The organism is Caulobacter sp. P1_D6, assembly GCF_056406095.1.
Genome location: NZ_JBFUAW010000026.1, coordinates 40,301 through 54,089, shown reverse-complemented (window position 1 = coordinate 54,089; position 13,789 = coordinate 40,301). Strand labels below are relative to the sequence as shown.

The 13,789-nt window shown below is 68.8% G+C and carries 14 protein-coding genes and 1 pseudogene; 8 read left to right on the top strand and 7 right to left on the bottom strand.

All coding sequences use genetic code 11. The features are described from left to right. The first annotated feature begins 195 nt into the window (after nt 1–195). Nucleotides 196–768 carry a hypothetical protein gene (locus AC1DYP_RS15795; RefSeq protein WP_477047131.1) on the top strand — a complete coding sequence of 191 codons (573 nt, stop codon included), beginning with the start codon at nt 196–198 and terminating at the stop codon, nt 766–768. A 197-nt stretch (nt 769–965) separates the two neighbouring features. Continuing rightward, a complete protein-coding gene (locus AC1DYP_RS15790) occupies nt 966–1,331 on the top strand; it encodes a hypothetical protein (RefSeq protein ID WP_477047130.1) in 366 nt (121 codons plus the stop codon). 92 nt (nt 1,332–1,423) lie between these two features. Here the strand turns inward: AC1DYP_RS15790 and coaD are convergent, their stop codons facing one another. Next, nucleotides 1,424–1,912: a pantetheine-phosphate adenylyltransferase gene (gene coaD / locus AC1DYP_RS15785; protein WP_477033053.1), complete on the bottom strand. Its 489-nt coding sequence runs from the start codon at nt 1,910–1,912 to the stop codon at nt 1,424–1,426. Between the two features lie 49 nt (nt 1,913–1,961). Further along, nucleotides 1,962–4,745 (bottom strand): DNA gyrase subunit A, encoded by a 2,784-nt coding sequence (gene gyrA / locus AC1DYP_RS15780; protein WP_477047129.1) that lies wholly within the window; start codon nt 4,743–4,745, stop codon nt 1,962–1,964. A 111-nt stretch (nt 4,746–4,856) separates the two neighbouring features. Here gyrA and sodC point away from each other — a divergent pair, with 111 nt between their 5' ends. Together sodC and AC1DYP_RS15770 are read left to right on the top strand one after the other, a co-directional pair. Next, nucleotides 4,857–5,375 carry a superoxide dismutase[Cu-Zn] gene (sodC, locus tag AC1DYP_RS15775; protein ID WP_477047128.1) on the top strand — a complete coding sequence of 173 codons (519 nt, stop codon included), beginning with the start codon at nt 4,857–4,859 and terminating at the stop codon, nt 5,373–5,375. Next, nucleotides 5,376–5,501 (top strand): annotated as a pseudogene (locus AC1DYP_RS15770) (hypothetical protein); the annotation flags it as partial. Here AC1DYP_RS15770 and AC1DYP_RS15765 read toward each other — a convergent pair. Beyond that, entirely contained in the window at nt 5,490–6,398 is a 909-nt protein-coding gene (locus tag AC1DYP_RS15765; RefSeq protein WP_477047127.1) for a DMT family transporter, read from the bottom strand. The pseudogene AC1DYP_RS15770 and the gene AC1DYP_RS15765 overlap by 12 nt on opposite strands. A gap of 13 nt (nt 6,399–6,411) precedes the next feature. Next, a complete protein-coding gene (locus tag AC1DYP_RS15760) occupies nt 6,412–7,719 on the bottom strand; it encodes an adenosylmethionine--8-amino-7-oxononanoate transaminase (RefSeq protein WP_477047126.1) in 1,308 nt (435 codons plus the stop codon). Nucleotides 7,720–7,793: 74 nt separating this feature from the next. Here AC1DYP_RS15760 and bioF point away from each other — a divergent pair, with 74 nt between their 5' ends. Genes bioF through AC1DYP_RS15745 form a run of 3 tightly spaced genes read left to right on the top strand, consistent with a single transcriptional unit; the run spans nt 7,794 to nt 10,509 of the window. Continuing rightward, nucleotides 7,794–8,948 carry an 8-amino-7-oxononanoate synthase gene (gene bioF, locus AC1DYP_RS15755; protein ID WP_477047125.1) on the top strand — a complete coding sequence of 385 codons (1,155 nt, stop codon included), beginning with the start codon at nt 7,794–7,796 and terminating at the stop codon, nt 8,946–8,948. Then, nucleotides 8,948–9,619, top strand: coding sequence for a dethiobiotin synthase (bioD, locus tag AC1DYP_RS15750; protein ID WP_477047124.1), 672 nt, complete (start codon nt 8,948–8,950; stop codon nt 9,617–9,619). Before bioF ends, bioD begins: the two co-directional genes overlap by 1 nt. Beyond that, nucleotides 9,616–10,509: a Gfo/Idh/MocA family protein gene (locus AC1DYP_RS15745; RefSeq protein ID WP_477047123.1), complete on the top strand. Its 894-nt coding sequence runs from the start codon at nt 9,616–9,618 to the stop codon at nt 10,507–10,509. The genes bioD and AC1DYP_RS15745 overlap by 4 nt, the downstream gene beginning before the upstream one ends. Nucleotides 10,510–10,516: 7 nt before the next feature. On the opposite strand, the gene AC1DYP_RS15740 is transcribed toward AC1DYP_RS15745, so the two are convergent. After that, nucleotides 10,517–10,927, bottom strand: a complete 411-nt coding sequence (locus AC1DYP_RS15740) for a DUF2314 domain-containing protein (protein ID WP_477047122.1) — start codon at nt 10,925–10,927, stop codon at nt 10,517–10,519. Nucleotides 10,928–11,008: 81 nt separating this feature from the next. Continuing rightward, complete coding sequence (locus tag AC1DYP_RS15735) at nt 11,009–11,821, bottom strand: helix-turn-helix transcriptional regulator (protein WP_477047121.1); 813 nt, start codon at nt 11,819–11,821, stop codon at nt 11,009–11,011. 131 nt (nt 11,822–11,952) lie between these two features. On the opposite strand from AC1DYP_RS15735, the gene AC1DYP_RS15730 reads away from it, so the two are divergent. After that, nucleotides 11,953–12,732 (top strand): DoxX family membrane protein, encoded by a 780-nt coding sequence (locus tag AC1DYP_RS15730; protein WP_477047120.1) that lies wholly within the window; start codon nt 11,953–11,955, stop codon nt 12,730–12,732. Here AC1DYP_RS15730 and AC1DYP_RS15725 read toward each other — a convergent pair. Continuing rightward, complete coding sequence (locus tag AC1DYP_RS15725) at nt 12,691–13,764, bottom strand: fatty acid desaturase family protein (RefSeq protein ID WP_477047119.1); 1,074 nt, start codon at nt 13,762–13,764, stop codon at nt 12,691–12,693. The two genes, AC1DYP_RS15730 and AC1DYP_RS15725, sit on opposite strands and share 42 nt — an antisense overlap. Between the last annotated feature and the right edge of the window lie 25 nt (nt 13,765–13,789).

The window sequence follows — 13,789 nt, the reverse complement described above, 5'->3', positions numbered from 1 at the left end:
GGCGAACTGTCTATCGCGCAAACGACCCCAAGAAATTCCGGAGCGTAGTGCGTTGGCGCACGGTCTGGCTCGCAATAATGCCAATAGGTTTGATCTGGCTTGCCTTGCTCACCGTCATTGCCATTGTCGGCGTCGCCGCATAGTCCCCGAGTAGGGTCGGGGCTTGGGAATAAGGCGCGCGTCTGAAAGCGGACCTTGGGCGCCGTGCCGGCAAGCGGACTGAACGAAGGTCAGCTAGGGGTGGTCGTCGGCTATTCCCAAGCTAAGCTCGGCTTCGGCACGGATCACTGCAGGCGCGGTGGCGTTGGCGGTAGGATGAGAATGACCGATAGTAACACGCGGGTTATCGCGGCATCGCGCGGCAAGACGGCCTTGATGTGCCTGGGCTCAATCGGTTTGGTTGTGATTGGGGTGTGGCTCGTCAAAGAGCATTCAAGTGAAAAGGCGATGATCGCCGGTTGGGCGGCACTAGGTCTATTCCCTCTGGTTGGCGGCATGTGGACGCTCCAGCTGGTCTGGCCCTCTAGATTGGTCCTGGACGGCGATGGCATCGCTTTCCACTATTTGTTCGCGACCTTTTACCGGCGGTGGGCCGATATCCGTCAAATCGATGTATTGCAGATTAGGTCTGCACGGATTGTGAAACTCGTCGCGAAGCCAGGCGGTAGTGATTTAGAACTTGGCGGCGCCTGGCCGGTGTCCACAGAGGAATTGGTTTCGCTTATTGAGGACTATCTGGCCCGGTTCGGCCGACCGAACGCTGCTTAGGCTGAACAGACATCGGCCTGATGAACGTCCGCTCAGGGTCGAAAGCGGAAACTGGCCTCGGCGCTCAAAGCGGACCTTAGGCCGGAGCGCCAATAACCAGACCTTCCGAACGACAGCTAAGGGTGGATGTCGGACATCTCGACCTGTAGGTTAGCAGTATGGTGGAGTTTCAGACAACACTTAGGCCCGTCGCTCCCGTGCGCTACACGATGCTAGTCATCGGTATGCCGTTTATCAGCTGCGGCCTCTATGCGGTTTTCCCCGCCAAAGAATACCTCGCCGGCGCCGCTCTGATGATGATGGGCGTGTTCTTCTGGCAGTTCGTCGCATCGCTGCGCATCAAACTGACTACAGACTGGTTGGAGTATCGTCAGTTCGGCCTTGTTCGGTGGCGGGTGCGACGCGGCGATGTCGAATTGAAGGAGGGGCGGTCGGGCGACCTCGGCGGCTTTCCTGCTCTTCTTGTCTACAGCAAAAGCACAAAGGCTCGGATGGGGGCTATATCGCGCATGCAGTTCCGCGCGTCCGACCTCGATTTGCTGCGTGCAAGTCTACAAGCCTGAGCGTTTTCGCCGAGTGGCAAGTGTCCGCGTTGGGTCGTAAGCAGACAATGCCTCGAACGCGTCTAGCGGCCGCCAGCCAGGATCGCGCCGCCCTACTTCGCCAGCTTGGCCAGCAGTTGTTCGGCCACGCCCGGCGGCACGAACTTGTGGACGTCGCCGCCCAGGGCCGCGATCTCCTTGACCAGCCGCGAGGCGATGGCCTGGTGGCGCGGGTCGGCCATCAGGAACACGGTCTCGATCTCGCGGTCGAGCTGCTGGTTCATGGCCGTCATCTGGAATTCGTATTCGAAGTCGGCCACGGCCCGCAGGCCGCGCACGATCATCTGGGCCCCGACCTCGCGGGCGAAATACATCAGCAGGCTGTCGAACGGCCGGACCTCGATCTCGGCGATCTTGGTCAGGTGGGCCGTTTCGCGGCGCACCATCTCGACCCGTTCGTCCAGCGAGAACAGCGGCCCCTTGCCGATGTTCACAGCCACCCCGATCACCAGCCTGTCGACCAGCTTGACCGCCCGACCGATGATGTCGAGGTGGCCGTTGGTGACCGGGTCAAACGTCCCCGGATAGAGACCGATCCGCATGCTTTTCCTCACCCGGGCGTACGCCCGATGGCCCCCTGCTTTGGGTCGCTTACGAGGTCTCGTCCGCCTCGTTTTCGTCGCCCGTCCCATTTTCGCTACCCGTGTCGTCGCCGCCGGTTTCGGCGAGACGCTCGACGCTGACGACGTGTTCGTCGGCGGCGGTGCGGAAGATGGTTACCCCTTGGGTATTCCGCGCTGCAACACGAATTTGCGAGACCGGCACCCGGATCAGTTGACCGGCGTCGGTGACCAGCAGGATCTGGTCGCTTTCATCGACCGGGAACGAGCCGACCAGCTTGCCGCCGCGCTTGGACAGATCCTGGGCGGTCAGACCCTGGCCGCCGCGACCGGTGCGGCGATAGTCGTAGGCGCTGGTGCGCTTGCCGAAGCCTTCCGACGACACCGTCAGCAGGATTTCCTCGGCCGCGCCCAGTTCGGCGATGCGTTCGGGGGTCAGGCTGGCCTCGCCGCCCTCATCCTCGCCCTCTTCAGCAGCGGCCGGAGCCTCCTCGCCTTCCTCGCCCAGAGCCCGGGCCAGGGCCCGCTGGTGCTTGAGGTAGGCGGCGCGTTCAGCCGGGGTGGCGTCGACGTTGCGCAGCACGCTCATCGAGATGACGCTGTCGCCCTGCGCCAGGCGCACGCCGCGCACGCCGGTGGAGTCGCGGCTGGCGAACACCCGCACTTCGTCGGTCGAGAAGCGGATGCAGCGGCCCGAGGCGGTGTTGAGCAGGATGTCCTTGCTGCTGTCGCAGACGGCCACGCCGACGATGCCGTCGCCTTCGTCCAGCTTCATGGCGATCTTGCCGTTGCGGCGAACGTCCACGAAGTCGCTCAGCTTATTGCGACGCACGCTGCCCGAGCGGGTGGCGAACATCACGTCCAGGCCGTCCCAGGTGGCCTCGTCCTCCGGAAGCGTCAGGATCGAGGTGATGGTCTCGCCCGGCTCGATCGGCAGCAGGTTGACGAACGCCTTGCCGCGGCTGTTGGCGACGCCCTGCGGCAGACGCCAGACCTTCATCTTGTAGACCTTGCCGCCCGAGGTGAAGAACAGCAGCGGCGAGTGGGTCGAGGCCGAGAACACGCGGGTGACCGCGTCCTCGGTCTTGGTGGCCATGCCCGACTTGCCCTTGCCGCCCCGGTGCTGGGTGCGATAGGCGGCCAGCGGCGTGCGCTTCACATAGCCGCCCAGGGTGACGGTGATGACCATGTCCTCGCGGACGATCAGGTCCTCGTCTTCCATGTCGGCGTCGCCGTCGACGATCGCGCAGCGGCGCGGGATGGCGAATTTCTCGCGCACCTCCACCAGCTCCTCGCGGACCACGGCCATGATGTTGGCGCGGTCCGACAGCAGGTCGAGATAACCCTTGATGGCGTCGGCCAGGGTGGCGGCCTCGTTGCCGATCTCGTCACGACCCAGGCCGGTCAGACGCGACAGGGTCAGCGCCAGGATGGCGCGGGCCTGTTCGTCGGTCAGGCGGATCAGGCCGCCCTCTTCCTGGACCGTGCGCGGGTCGGCGATCAGCTCGACCAGCGGCAGCATGTCGCCGGCCGGCCAGGCCTTGGCCACCAGGCGCTCGCGAGCCTCGGTCGGATCCTTGGACGAGCGGATGATGTGGATGAATTCGTCGATATTGGCGACAGCGATGGTCAGGCCGACCAGGACGTGGCCGCGGTCGCGCGCCTTGCCCAGCTCGAACTTGGTGCGTCGGACGACCACCTCTTCGCGGAACTTGACGAAGATGTCGATCAGTTCGCGCAGGCCCATCTGCGAGGGACGGCCGCGGTTCAGGGCCAGCATGTTGACGCCGAACGAGCTTTGCAGCGCCGTGAAGCGGTAGAGCTGGTTGAGGATCACCTCGCCCGAGGCGTCGCGCTTCAGCTCGACCACGATGCGCATGCCGTCGCGGTTGGACTCGTCGCGGATGTCGGAAATGCCCTCGATCCGCTTATCGCGGACCATTTCGGCGATGTACTCGACCAGGTTCGACTTGTTCACCTGATAGGGGATGGCGGTGATGACGATGGCTTCGCGGCCGGTGCGGATCTCTTCCACCGTGGCCAGGCCGCGCATGATCACCGAGCCGCGGCCGGTCAGCAGCGCCTGGCGCGGGCCGGCGCGGCCGATGATCTCGCCGCCGGTCGGGAAGTCGGGCCCCGGCACCAGGTCCAGCAGCTGGTCGGTGGTGACATCCGGCTGATCGATCATCAGCAGGCAGGCGTCGATGATCTCGCCCAGATTGTGCGGCGGGATGTTGGTGGCCATGCCGACGGCGATGCCGCCGGCGCCGTTGACCAGCAGGTTGGGAATCCGCGACGGCAGGACGACAGGCTCTTGCTCCTTGCCGTCGTAGTTGTCCTGGAAGTCGACCGTGTCCTTGTCCAGGTCGGCCAGCAGCGACATGGCCGGCGGGGCCATGCGGCATTCGGTGTAACGCATGGCGGCGGGCATATCGCCGTCGACCGAACCGAAGTTGCCCTGGCCGTCGATCAGCACCAGGCCCATCGAGAACGACTGCGTCATGCGGACCAGGGTGAAGTAGATCGAGGCGTCGCCGTGCGGGTGGTACTTACCCATCACGTCGCCGACCACGCGGGCCGACTTCACGTAGGGCCGCTCGGGCGTCTGGCCCTGCTCGTGCATCGAGAACAGCACCCGGCGGTGCACAGGCTTGAGACCATCGCGGGCGTCAGGAAGCGCCCGACTGACGATCACGCTCATCGCATAGTCGAGATATGAGCGGCGCAGCTCGTCCTCGATATTGATGGGGGTAACGTCCCCGCGGGACGCCGGCGAGGCCGGGGACCCGGGGATGGTGTTTTGATCGTCGCTCAAGGGAATTTTTCGCCGTCAGAATCGAACACGGAACCGTCAAAAACAGTTAGCATTCCCCTAGCCAAGACGCCACCTTCCCAGGCTCAACCCTTGGCATTCCGGGAGTTTCCGATGCGTTTGACCGCCCTCGTCCTGTCCGCCGGCCTGCTGGTCGCTTCCCAGGCCTCGGCCGCCGCCATCAGCGCGACGGCGGAACTGAAAGGCGCCGACGGCAAGACGATCGGGACGGCCACGCTGACCGAGGCGCCGCACGGCGTGCTGCTGCGAATCGAGGCCAAGGGCCTGACGCCGGGCTGGCACGGCCTGCACTTCCACGAGAAGGGCGACTGCGGGACGCCCGACTTCAAGTCGGCCGGCGCGCACGTCCACACCACCACCGCCGTGGTCCACGGCATGCTGAACCCGGACGGCAACGACAACGGCGACCTGCCCAACCTGTTCGCGGCCGCCGACGGCGCGGCGACGGCCGAGGTCTACTCGCCCATGGTGTCGCTGAACGGCGCCGGCGGCCGCCCCGCCCTGCTCGACGCCGACGGCTCCTCGATCGTGGTCCATGCCAGCCCGGACGACTACAAGACCCAGCCGATCGGCGGGGCTGGAGCGCGGGTGGCGTGCGGGGTCGTGAAGTAGCGCCCTGCGTCCTTCGAGGCTCGGCTTCGCCTCGCACCTCAGGATGAGGAATTCAGCAAAAACGCTCCTCATCCTGAGGCGCCCGCGAAGCGGGCCTCGAAGGACGCACCGCCTTTAAGTCGCCTCGCCCTCGGCCGGCACGACCTTCTTCGCCGTCAGCGCCACCAGCGCCACGCCCGCCATCGTCGCCGCCGCGCCGATCACCAACTGCGGCGACAGGGCGTCGCCCATGAACAGCACGCCGATCGTGCACGAGACCAGCGGCGTCAGCAGGAAATAGGGCGTCACCCGGCCCGCCTCGCGGCGCTGGACCAGCCAGAACAGCAGGGCGCTGGCCCCGATGGTCGAGACCACGCCGGCGAAGGCCACGCAGGCCCAGGCGATCGGCGCGGCGGTCCTGACCCGCTCCACCACGTTATCCTCGAAGCCGAACGACATCACCAGCAGGACCGGCGCGGCGACGACCGCCGTCAGGGCCTGGACCTGCAACGGCTTGGCGCCGGGCGTCTGGCGCACGAACACCGTGGCCAGGGCCCAGCAGGCGCTGGCGACCACGCCCAGCACGATGGCCGGCAGGTCGGCCGCGCCGTGCGGATCCAGCGTCATCCAGGCCACCCCGACGAAGGCCACCACCAGGCCGCCGACGGCCAGGGGCTTCATGGTTTCGCCCAGCATCTTCCAGGCGAACAGGGCCGTGAACGGGATCCACAGCTGGGTCGCCACCACCAGCGGGCTCAGCGACTTGGCCATGCCGAAGGCGACATAGATGATCCCGAAGTGGATCGGCCCCGACAGCAGGCAGATGGCCAGCAGCCGCCGCGACCATGGGAACGGCGGTTTCAGGAACGGCGCCAGGAAGGCCAGGGCCAGGGCGAAGCGCAGGGCCCCGACCATCATCGGCGGCAGCTCGGCGGTCGCCACCTTGGCTGCGGCGTTGTTCAGGCCCCAGGTCAGGATGATGGCCGCGATGGCCAGGCGCTCTAGCGCCGACAAAGGGCCGCTCTGGGGCGTGTTCAACGACATGGCCTCGCTTGGATCAGACCCCGCCTGATCCTTCAACCCCGCCGGCGCCCACAACCTTGCGGATCGCGGCCATCAGGATGTCGAGGTCGGCGTCGGGGGTGTTGAAGGCCGGCGTCAGGTACACGGTCTTGCCCATCGGCCGAATCCACGCCCCCTCGGCGGCGAAGGCGTCGCACAGGGCGCCGACGGCCACCGGCGCGTCGAACTCCACCACCCCGATCGCGCCCAGCACGCGGACATCGACCACGCCGGGCGCGCTCCGCACCGGCTCAAGACCACGGGCCAGCGCCGCCGACACCCGCGCCACGTCGGCCCGCCAGGCGCCGTCCTCGAACAGGTCCAGCGAGGCGTTGGCGGCGGCGCAGGCCAGGGCGTTGCCCATGTAGGTGGGGCCATGCATCAGCGCCGCCCCGGCGTCGTCGGACCAGAAGGCCTCGAACACCTTGGTCGAGGCCACGGCGACCGACAGCGGCAGGGTCCCGCCGGTCAGGGCCTTGGACAGGGTGACGATGTCGGGCTCGACGCCCGCCGCCTGCATGGCGAACAGCTCGCCCGTGCGGCCGAAGCCCGTGAAGATCTCGTCGAAGATCAGCAGCACGCCATGCTTGTCGGCCAGGCGGCGGAGGGTTCGCAGCACCTCCGGCGCATGGAACAGCATGCCGCCCGCGCCCTGGACCAGCGGCTCGGTCAGGATCGCGGCGATCTCCCCGCCCCTTTCAGCCAGCACGGCGTCGAGGGCGGCTTCCGAGGCGGCGTCCACCGGCAGGTCGGCGATCACCTGCGACGGCATCACGCCGGCGAACAGGCTGTGCATGCCCTCCTCCGGGTCGCAGACCGTCATCGTCGCCAGGGTGTCGCCGTGATAGCCGCCCCGGAACGACAGGAACTTGGTGCGCCCTGCCCCATCCTTGTTTTTTGGCCCCTGATTGATGTGGAACTGCAGCGCCATCTTCATGGCGATCTCGACAGAGACCGAACCGGACTCGGCGAAGAAGGCGTGGTTCAGATCGCCCGGCAACAGGTCGGCCAGGCGCTTGGCCAGGCGATAGGCCGGTTCATGCGCCAGCCCGCCGAACATCACGTGCGGCATGCGCTCCAGCTGCTCGCGGACGGCCGCGGCGATGTGCGGGTGATTGTAGCCGTGGCAGGCGGTCCACCACGAGGCCAGGCCGTCGACCAGCGCGCGCCCGTCGTCCAGAATCAGCCGCGAGCCGCGCGTGGCCACGACCGGCAGCGGCGGCCGCGCGGTCTTCATCTGGCAATAGGGCCGCCACACATGAGGCGCGCCGGCGACAAGCCAGTCGGGGCTTTCGACAGTCATGGCGCGATCCTTCGTTGCCTAGCGGGGGCGCACTGCCTATGCCCTCCCGCTGCGAGGGGCAAACAGGAACCGTGATGCACAGTCTGGACACCTACGCCGCAGACAAGATCGAACGCCTCGAGGCCGCCAGCCTCCTGCGCCGCCTGAAGCCCACCCAGCGCTCCGCCGGGGCCTTCGTCGAGCGCGACGGCCGCAAGCTGCTGTCCTTCTCCTGCAACGACTATCTGGGCCTGTCGCAGCACCCGGCGGTCAAGGCCGCCGCCCAGGCGGCTATCGAGACCTACGGAGCGGGCTCGGGCGCGTCACGGCTGGTGACCGGCGACCACCCTCTCCTCTCCGAGCTCGAGGCGCGGCTGGCGCGGCTGAAGGGCACGGAGGCCTGCGTGGTGTTCGGCTCCGGGTATCTGGCCAACACCGGCGTCATCCCCACCTTCGCCGGCAAGGGCGACATCGTGCTGGTCGACGAGCTGGCCCACGCCTGCATCTGGGCCGGGGCCCAGCTGTCGGGCGCGCGGATCATCCCGTTCGCCCACAACGACAGCGACCATCTGGCCGACCTGCTGGCCGAGCACCGTTCCAGCGCCCGCCACGCCATCGTCGCCACCGACGGGGTGTTCTCGATGGACGGCGACATCGCCCCGCTGGACTGGCTGTCGGCGGTCTGCGAGGCCAACGACGCCTGGCTGCTGTCGGACGACGCCCACGGCGTGGGCGTGCTGGCCGAGGGCCGGGGCTCGGCCGCCCTGTTCCCCGAGGCCCAGATCCCGTTTCAGATGGGCACCCTCTCCAAGGCCCTGGGCTCGTATGGCGGCTATGTCTGCGGCTCGCGGGCCGTGGTCGACCTGATCAAGACCCGGGCCCGCACCCTGGTCTACACCACCGGCCTGCCGCCGGCCGCCGCCGCCGCCGCCCTGGCGGCGCTGGACATCATCCAGGCCGAGCCGGCCCTGACCGCCCTGCCCCTGGCCAAGGCTCGCGCCTTCACCCAGGCCGTCGGCCTGCCGGCCGCGACCAGCCCCATCGTGCCGGTGATCATCGGCGAGGCCCAGGACGCCCTGGACGCCTCGCGCGCCTTGGAGGCCGAGGGCTTCCTTGTCGTGGCCATCCGCCCGCCCACCGTTCCGGCCGGCGAGGCCCGCCTGCGCATCGCCTTCAGCGCCGAGCATCCCGACGCCGAGATCGCCCGCCTGGCGGCCCTGGTGAAGCCCTATGTGAAGGCGCGCGCCTGATGCCCACCCTGTTCGTCACCGGCACGGGCACCGACATCGGCAAGACCTATGTCAGCTGCGCCCTGATCCGCGCCCTGAAGGCCCGGGGCGCGACCGTCGACGCCTTCAAGCCGGTGGTCAGCGGCTTCGACCCCAAGGACGCGGCCGGCAGCGACCCGGCTCGGCTGGCCGCCGCCCTGGGCGATCCCGGCGCGGTGTTCCGCATCGCCCCCCGCCGCTACCTCGCCCCGCTGTCGCCCAACATCGCCGCTCGGCTGGAGGGCGAGACCCTCGTGCTCGACGACATGGTCATCGACGCCGTGGCCCGCGCCGCCGAGATCCGCGACGGCCTATTGCTGGTCGAGGGGGCCGGCGGGGTGATGTCGCCCCTGACCGACGGCGAGACCAATCTGGACATGATCGCCGCCCTGGGCGCACCGGTGCTGTTGGTGGCGGGCTCGTACCTGGGCACGATCAGCCACGTCCTGACCGCCCTGGTCGCCCTGCGCGCCGCCAAGGCGCGGGTCGCGGCGGTCGTGATGAGCGAGAGCCTCGACGCCCCCAACCTGGCCCAGACCGCCCAAGCCCTGACGCCGTTCCTGGAAGGCGCGGCATTGTTCCTCGCGCCCCGGGCCGACGCCTGGGACGCCGCCGCCCTCGCCGACCACCTGCTCGCCTTGGGGATTTCATGACCCTCCGCATCGCCATGATCGGCCTGGGCGACATCGCCCGGAAAGCCTATCTGCCCGTGCTGGGTCCGCGCCCGGACGTCGATCTGGTGTTCGTCACCCGCAACGCCCAGGCCCTGGCCGACCTGGGCGCGGCCTGGCGGGTGGAGCGGCTGCACGGCGAGCTCGACACGGCCTTGGGCGAAGGCCTGGACGGCGCCCTGGTCCACGCGGCGACCTCCGCCCATCCGGACATCGTCCGCCGCCTGCTGGAGGCCGGCGTGCCGACGATGGTCGACAAGCCGCTGGCCGACAACACCGCCGACAGCGAGGCCCTGGTCGACTTGGCGCAGACGCGCGGCGTGTCGCTGATGGTCGGCTTCAACCGCCGTTTCGCCCCGGTCTACCAGGACGCCGCGGCTCTCGATCTGCCGCTGACGGTGATGCAGAAGAACCGCGCCGACCAAGCCGACCAGACCCGCCGCGTGGTGTTCGACGACTTTATCCACGTGGTCGACACCCTGCGCTTCATGGCCCCTGGCGCGAACGACGCGCGGGTGCATGGCCGGGTCGAGGGTGGACTGCTGCAGCACGTGGCGCTGTCGCTGTCGGGCGCCGACCGCGACGGCCTGGGGATCATGAACCGGGTCAGCGGTTCGAACGAGGAAACGCTGGAAGTCTCGGGGGCCGGCGCCAAGCGGCGGATCGTCGACATGGCCCAGGTCGTCGACCAGTCGGCCCAGGACCACCTCACCCGGCGCGGCGACTGGACCTCGGTCGGCCGCCAGCGCGGCTTCGAGGGGTTGTGCGAGCACTTCTTGAGCGCCGTGCGAGACGGCCGCCGGCTGTCGGCGCTGGACGCCCTGGAGACGCACCGGCTGTGCGAGACGGTGGTGAGCGCGCTGGGCGGCTAGGCGCCCGCTAATCGGAAAGCTGATGCGCCAGCCACAGGAACGGAGGCTGGCCGCCGTAGGCGGCCTTTTCCTCCGGTGAGAACGCCTTCCACATCAGCTTAAAGGTGAAGCCGCCGGTCCCCTTGCCGTCGATGACGTAGAGCCAGTCGGAGACCCGCGCGTCCTCGATCATGACCATGTCGCCCTCCGACACCTCATCGGTATAGACCGGGTCGGCGTTGACCACGCCCCACAACGCGCCGTCCTTGGCATGCACGTCGCCCAGGAAGACATGCTCGACTTCCGCGCCCCTGGTCTTGGCCGCGAAGCCGTACTTGACCAGCGCGACCTCGATCGCCCGCCCCGGATCGCCTTGTCCGGCGACCATCGACTTGAACTCGGGAAGACCCGCCTGGGCTTTGGCGATGGCGGCTTTCATGGCCGCGTCCTCGCCGCCGAACCAGGCGATCGCTGGCGCCGCTGGTTTTTTCCGAAATGGCCACATGCGGTCACCTCCTGCTTAAGCCATCTTCCGCCACGCCGTCGGCGACAGCCCGAACGCGCGCCGAAACGTGGCGTTGAAGTGCGAGATGTCGTTGAAGCCGATGTCGAAGGCGATGCGGGTGATCGGCTCGGCGGTGTCGGTCAGCCGGTCGGCGGCGGCCCGCAGCCGCGCGCCGATCAGATACTGGCGCGGGCTCTCGCCGGTCACCGCCCGGAACAGCCGAATGAAGTGGAAGCGGCTGACCTGGCCCATGGCGGCCAGGCTCTCCAGCCCGCAAGGCTCGGCGTAGGCGACATCCAGATGCCGGACCACCTCGCGGATCCGCCGGCGCTCGACCGCCGACGGCGCGGCCCGCCGCGTGCGGCGTCCCAGGGTCAGGGCGCGGGCCGTCAGGTCGATCACCTCCTCGTCGCCCAGCCGCAATCCGCCCGCCGCCCGGCGCACCGCGCCGTACAGCGGCGCGGTCTCGCGCGACGGGGCCAGGGCCGAGACCGCGAAGTCGACATCGTCCAGCCCGCAATCGTTGGCCACCTCAGCCAGCAGGTCCGGATGCAGGGCGATCACCGCCCGGCGGTTGCCGCCGGCGTCCAGGTGGCGGCAGTCGAAGGCCTCGCCGGCGTTGCCCAGCAGGATCGCGCCGGGCGTCGCCCGGGCGCGCCCGTGGCGACCGGCATAGTCGAAGGTCCCCGCCACGACGACGCCGATGGCCGGGCCGACGTAGTATTTCTCGATCGGAGCCGAAGCGTCCGTGGCGCAGCGCGCTTCACCCGCGCCATACAGCGTCGAGCGGGCGGGCAAGGCGGGGCCGTGGGTCTCGACGCGGAACATGCGGCGCCTCCGTCAGGGTGCGCGCCCATAGAACCCGCCTCCCCGGTGTTGGGCAACAGGCCGAGCGCAACAAACCCCAAGTCACGCAACGAACGGCGGGCCAACCTCGCCCTTTCTGGACGGGAGGGTTCATGAACCGCGACGGCGTTCCCTATGGCCTCGGCGCGATGGCGCTGGGGATCATCGGCCTGGTCTTCGGCGACTTCGCGCTGCAATGGCAGCCCGTGCCCAAGGACCTGCCCGGGCATCATGCGTTGGCCCTGCTCAGCGGGGCGGTGATGCTGGCGCTGGGCCTGGCCGTGCTGTGGTCGCGCGCCGCCCGCCCGGCCTCGGCGGGGCTGGCCCTGGTCTATCTGGCCTGGGTCGCCCTGCATGGCCCCGAAACCGCCGCCGCGCCCGGCAGCGTCGGCTCGTGGCTGGGCTTGGCCGAGACCCTGTCGCTGTCGGCCGGCGGCCTTGCCCTGTTCGCGATGTCGGCCGAGCCGGCCAACGACCGGCTACGGCTGGCCGCGCGGTTGATCTATGGCCTGTGCCCGCTGGTGTTCGGGCTGAGCCACTTCGCCTATGCCGACTTCACCGCCAAGATGGTGCCGGGCTGGATCCCCTACCCGCTGTTCTGGGCCTATGCGACCGGCGCCGGCCACCTGGCGGCCGGGCTGGCGATCCTGTTCGGCGTCATGCCCCGGCTGGCGGCCAGCCTGCTGACGGCGATGATGGCCAGCTTCGTCGTGCTGCTGCACATCCCGCGCGTGATCGGCGCGCCCGGCAGCCACCTGGAATGGACGATGACGGCGGTGGCCCTGTCGCTGACCGGCGCGGCCTGGGCCCTGCGCCAGTCCCTGCCGAAACCGCCCCCCTCTGGGGAACCCTCAGGCGCTCTGGCGTTCGACCGCGTCGACCTCGGTCGCTAGGGCCGGCGCCCCGCCGGCGCGCCGGAACAGCTTGCCCAGCGCCAGGAACAGGCTCTTCTCCTCGACCCGGTGATAGGGCGAGGTCTCCGCCAGTTGGGCCGACAGCCGCGCGTGGGCCTTGCCCAGGTTGTGGTACGGCAGGCGCGGCAGCAGGTGGTGCAGGGCGTGGTAACGCAGGCCCACGGGGGCCCACAGGAACGGCAGCAGGGCCGGCGGCGGCACGTTGACCGAGTCGAGGAACTGCTCCTCGAAGCTCATCCGCTCGCCGTCGTTCTCCCAATAGTGGGCGACCAGGGTCCGCAGCTGGTTGACGAAGGTGGCCAGCGAGAACAGCGCGAACCAGGTCACCACCGCGCGCACGGGCACGACGCCGGCGATCGTCAGGGCCGCCATGCTCCAGCACCACAGCCAGCCGCCCAGCTCCTGGGCCAGCCAGTCGGGCCGGGTCTTGTCGTTGTCCTCGCGCACGAAGTCGGGATTGATCACCAGGGCCGACAGCTTGGTCTTCACCAGGCGCCGCACGCCGGGGATCACGAACGACAGCGGGATCAGGACCCCGGAGCGCAGGATCACGCCCAGCGGGGCCAACAGCGAGATCAGGGCGAACAGCCCCAGCTTGAACGGCGAATAACGGCCCAGCGGCAGGTATTCCGGGTCGCGGGCGGTGCCGAAACGGTCCTTGGCGTGGTGCAGGTTGTGCACGCCCTCGTACATCATCGACGGCGTCATCAGCGGCACGCCGATCAGCAGGTTCCAGCCCAGCCGGAAGCCCGGCACGTCCTTGGGGCGCAGATGGCTGATCTCATGGATGAAGCTGAGGCCGCGATAGAGGGCCAGCAGGCCGACCAGGCCGGCCGCGACGACCACGTCCGGATGATGGGCCGTGGCGGCCAGCCACAGACCGCCCCAGGCGGCCGTCGCCGTCAGGACCAGATCCAGCCAATAGATCGTGCGATCCGGCGTCGTCAGGTCGGCGGTCAGCGCATGGGCCTGGCGCACCAGACCCGTCTCGTCCTTCTGGGGTCGTCCCACGGTCTTCTAGATCCCCGATTCCGAC

Excerpts from the sequence above, each read along its gene's own strand:
- coaD (WP_477033053.1), bottom strand. The coding sequence starts at position 1,912 with ATGCGGATCGGTCTCTATCCGGGGACGTTTGACCCGGTCACCAACGGC.
- sodC (WP_477047128.1), top strand. The coding sequence starts at position 4,857 with ATGCGTTTGACCGCCCTCGTCCTGTCCGCCGGCCTGCTGGTCGCTTCC.
- AC1DYP_RS15765 (WP_477047127.1), bottom strand. The coding sequence starts at position 6,398 with ATGTCGTTGAACACGCCCCAGAGCGGCCCTTTGTCGGCGCTAGAGCGC.
- AC1DYP_RS15760 (WP_477047126.1), bottom strand. The coding sequence starts at position 7,719 with ATGACTGTCGAAAGCCCCGACTGGCTTGTCGCCGGCGCGCCTCATGTG.
- bioF (WP_477047125.1), top strand. The coding sequence starts at position 7,794 with ATGCACAGTCTGGACACCTACGCCGCAGACAAGATCGAACGCCTCGAG.
- bioD (WP_477047124.1), top strand. The coding sequence starts at position 8,948 with ATGCCCACCCTGTTCGTCACCGGCACGGGCACCGACATCGGCAAGACC.
- AC1DYP_RS15745 (WP_477047123.1), top strand. The coding sequence starts at position 9,616 with ATGACCCTCCGCATCGCCATGATCGGCCTGGGCGACATCGCCCGGAAA.
- AC1DYP_RS15740 (WP_477047122.1), bottom strand. The coding sequence starts at position 10,927 with ATGAAAGCCGCCATCGCCAAAGCCCAGGCGGGTCTTCCCGAGTTCAAG.
- AC1DYP_RS15735 (WP_477047121.1), bottom strand. The coding sequence starts at position 11,821 with ATGTTCCGCGTCGAGACCCACGGCCCCGCCTTGCCCGCCCGCTCGACG.
- AC1DYP_RS15730 (WP_477047120.1), top strand. The coding sequence starts at position 11,953 with ATGAACCGCGACGGCGTTCCCTATGGCCTCGGCGCGATGGCGCTGGGG.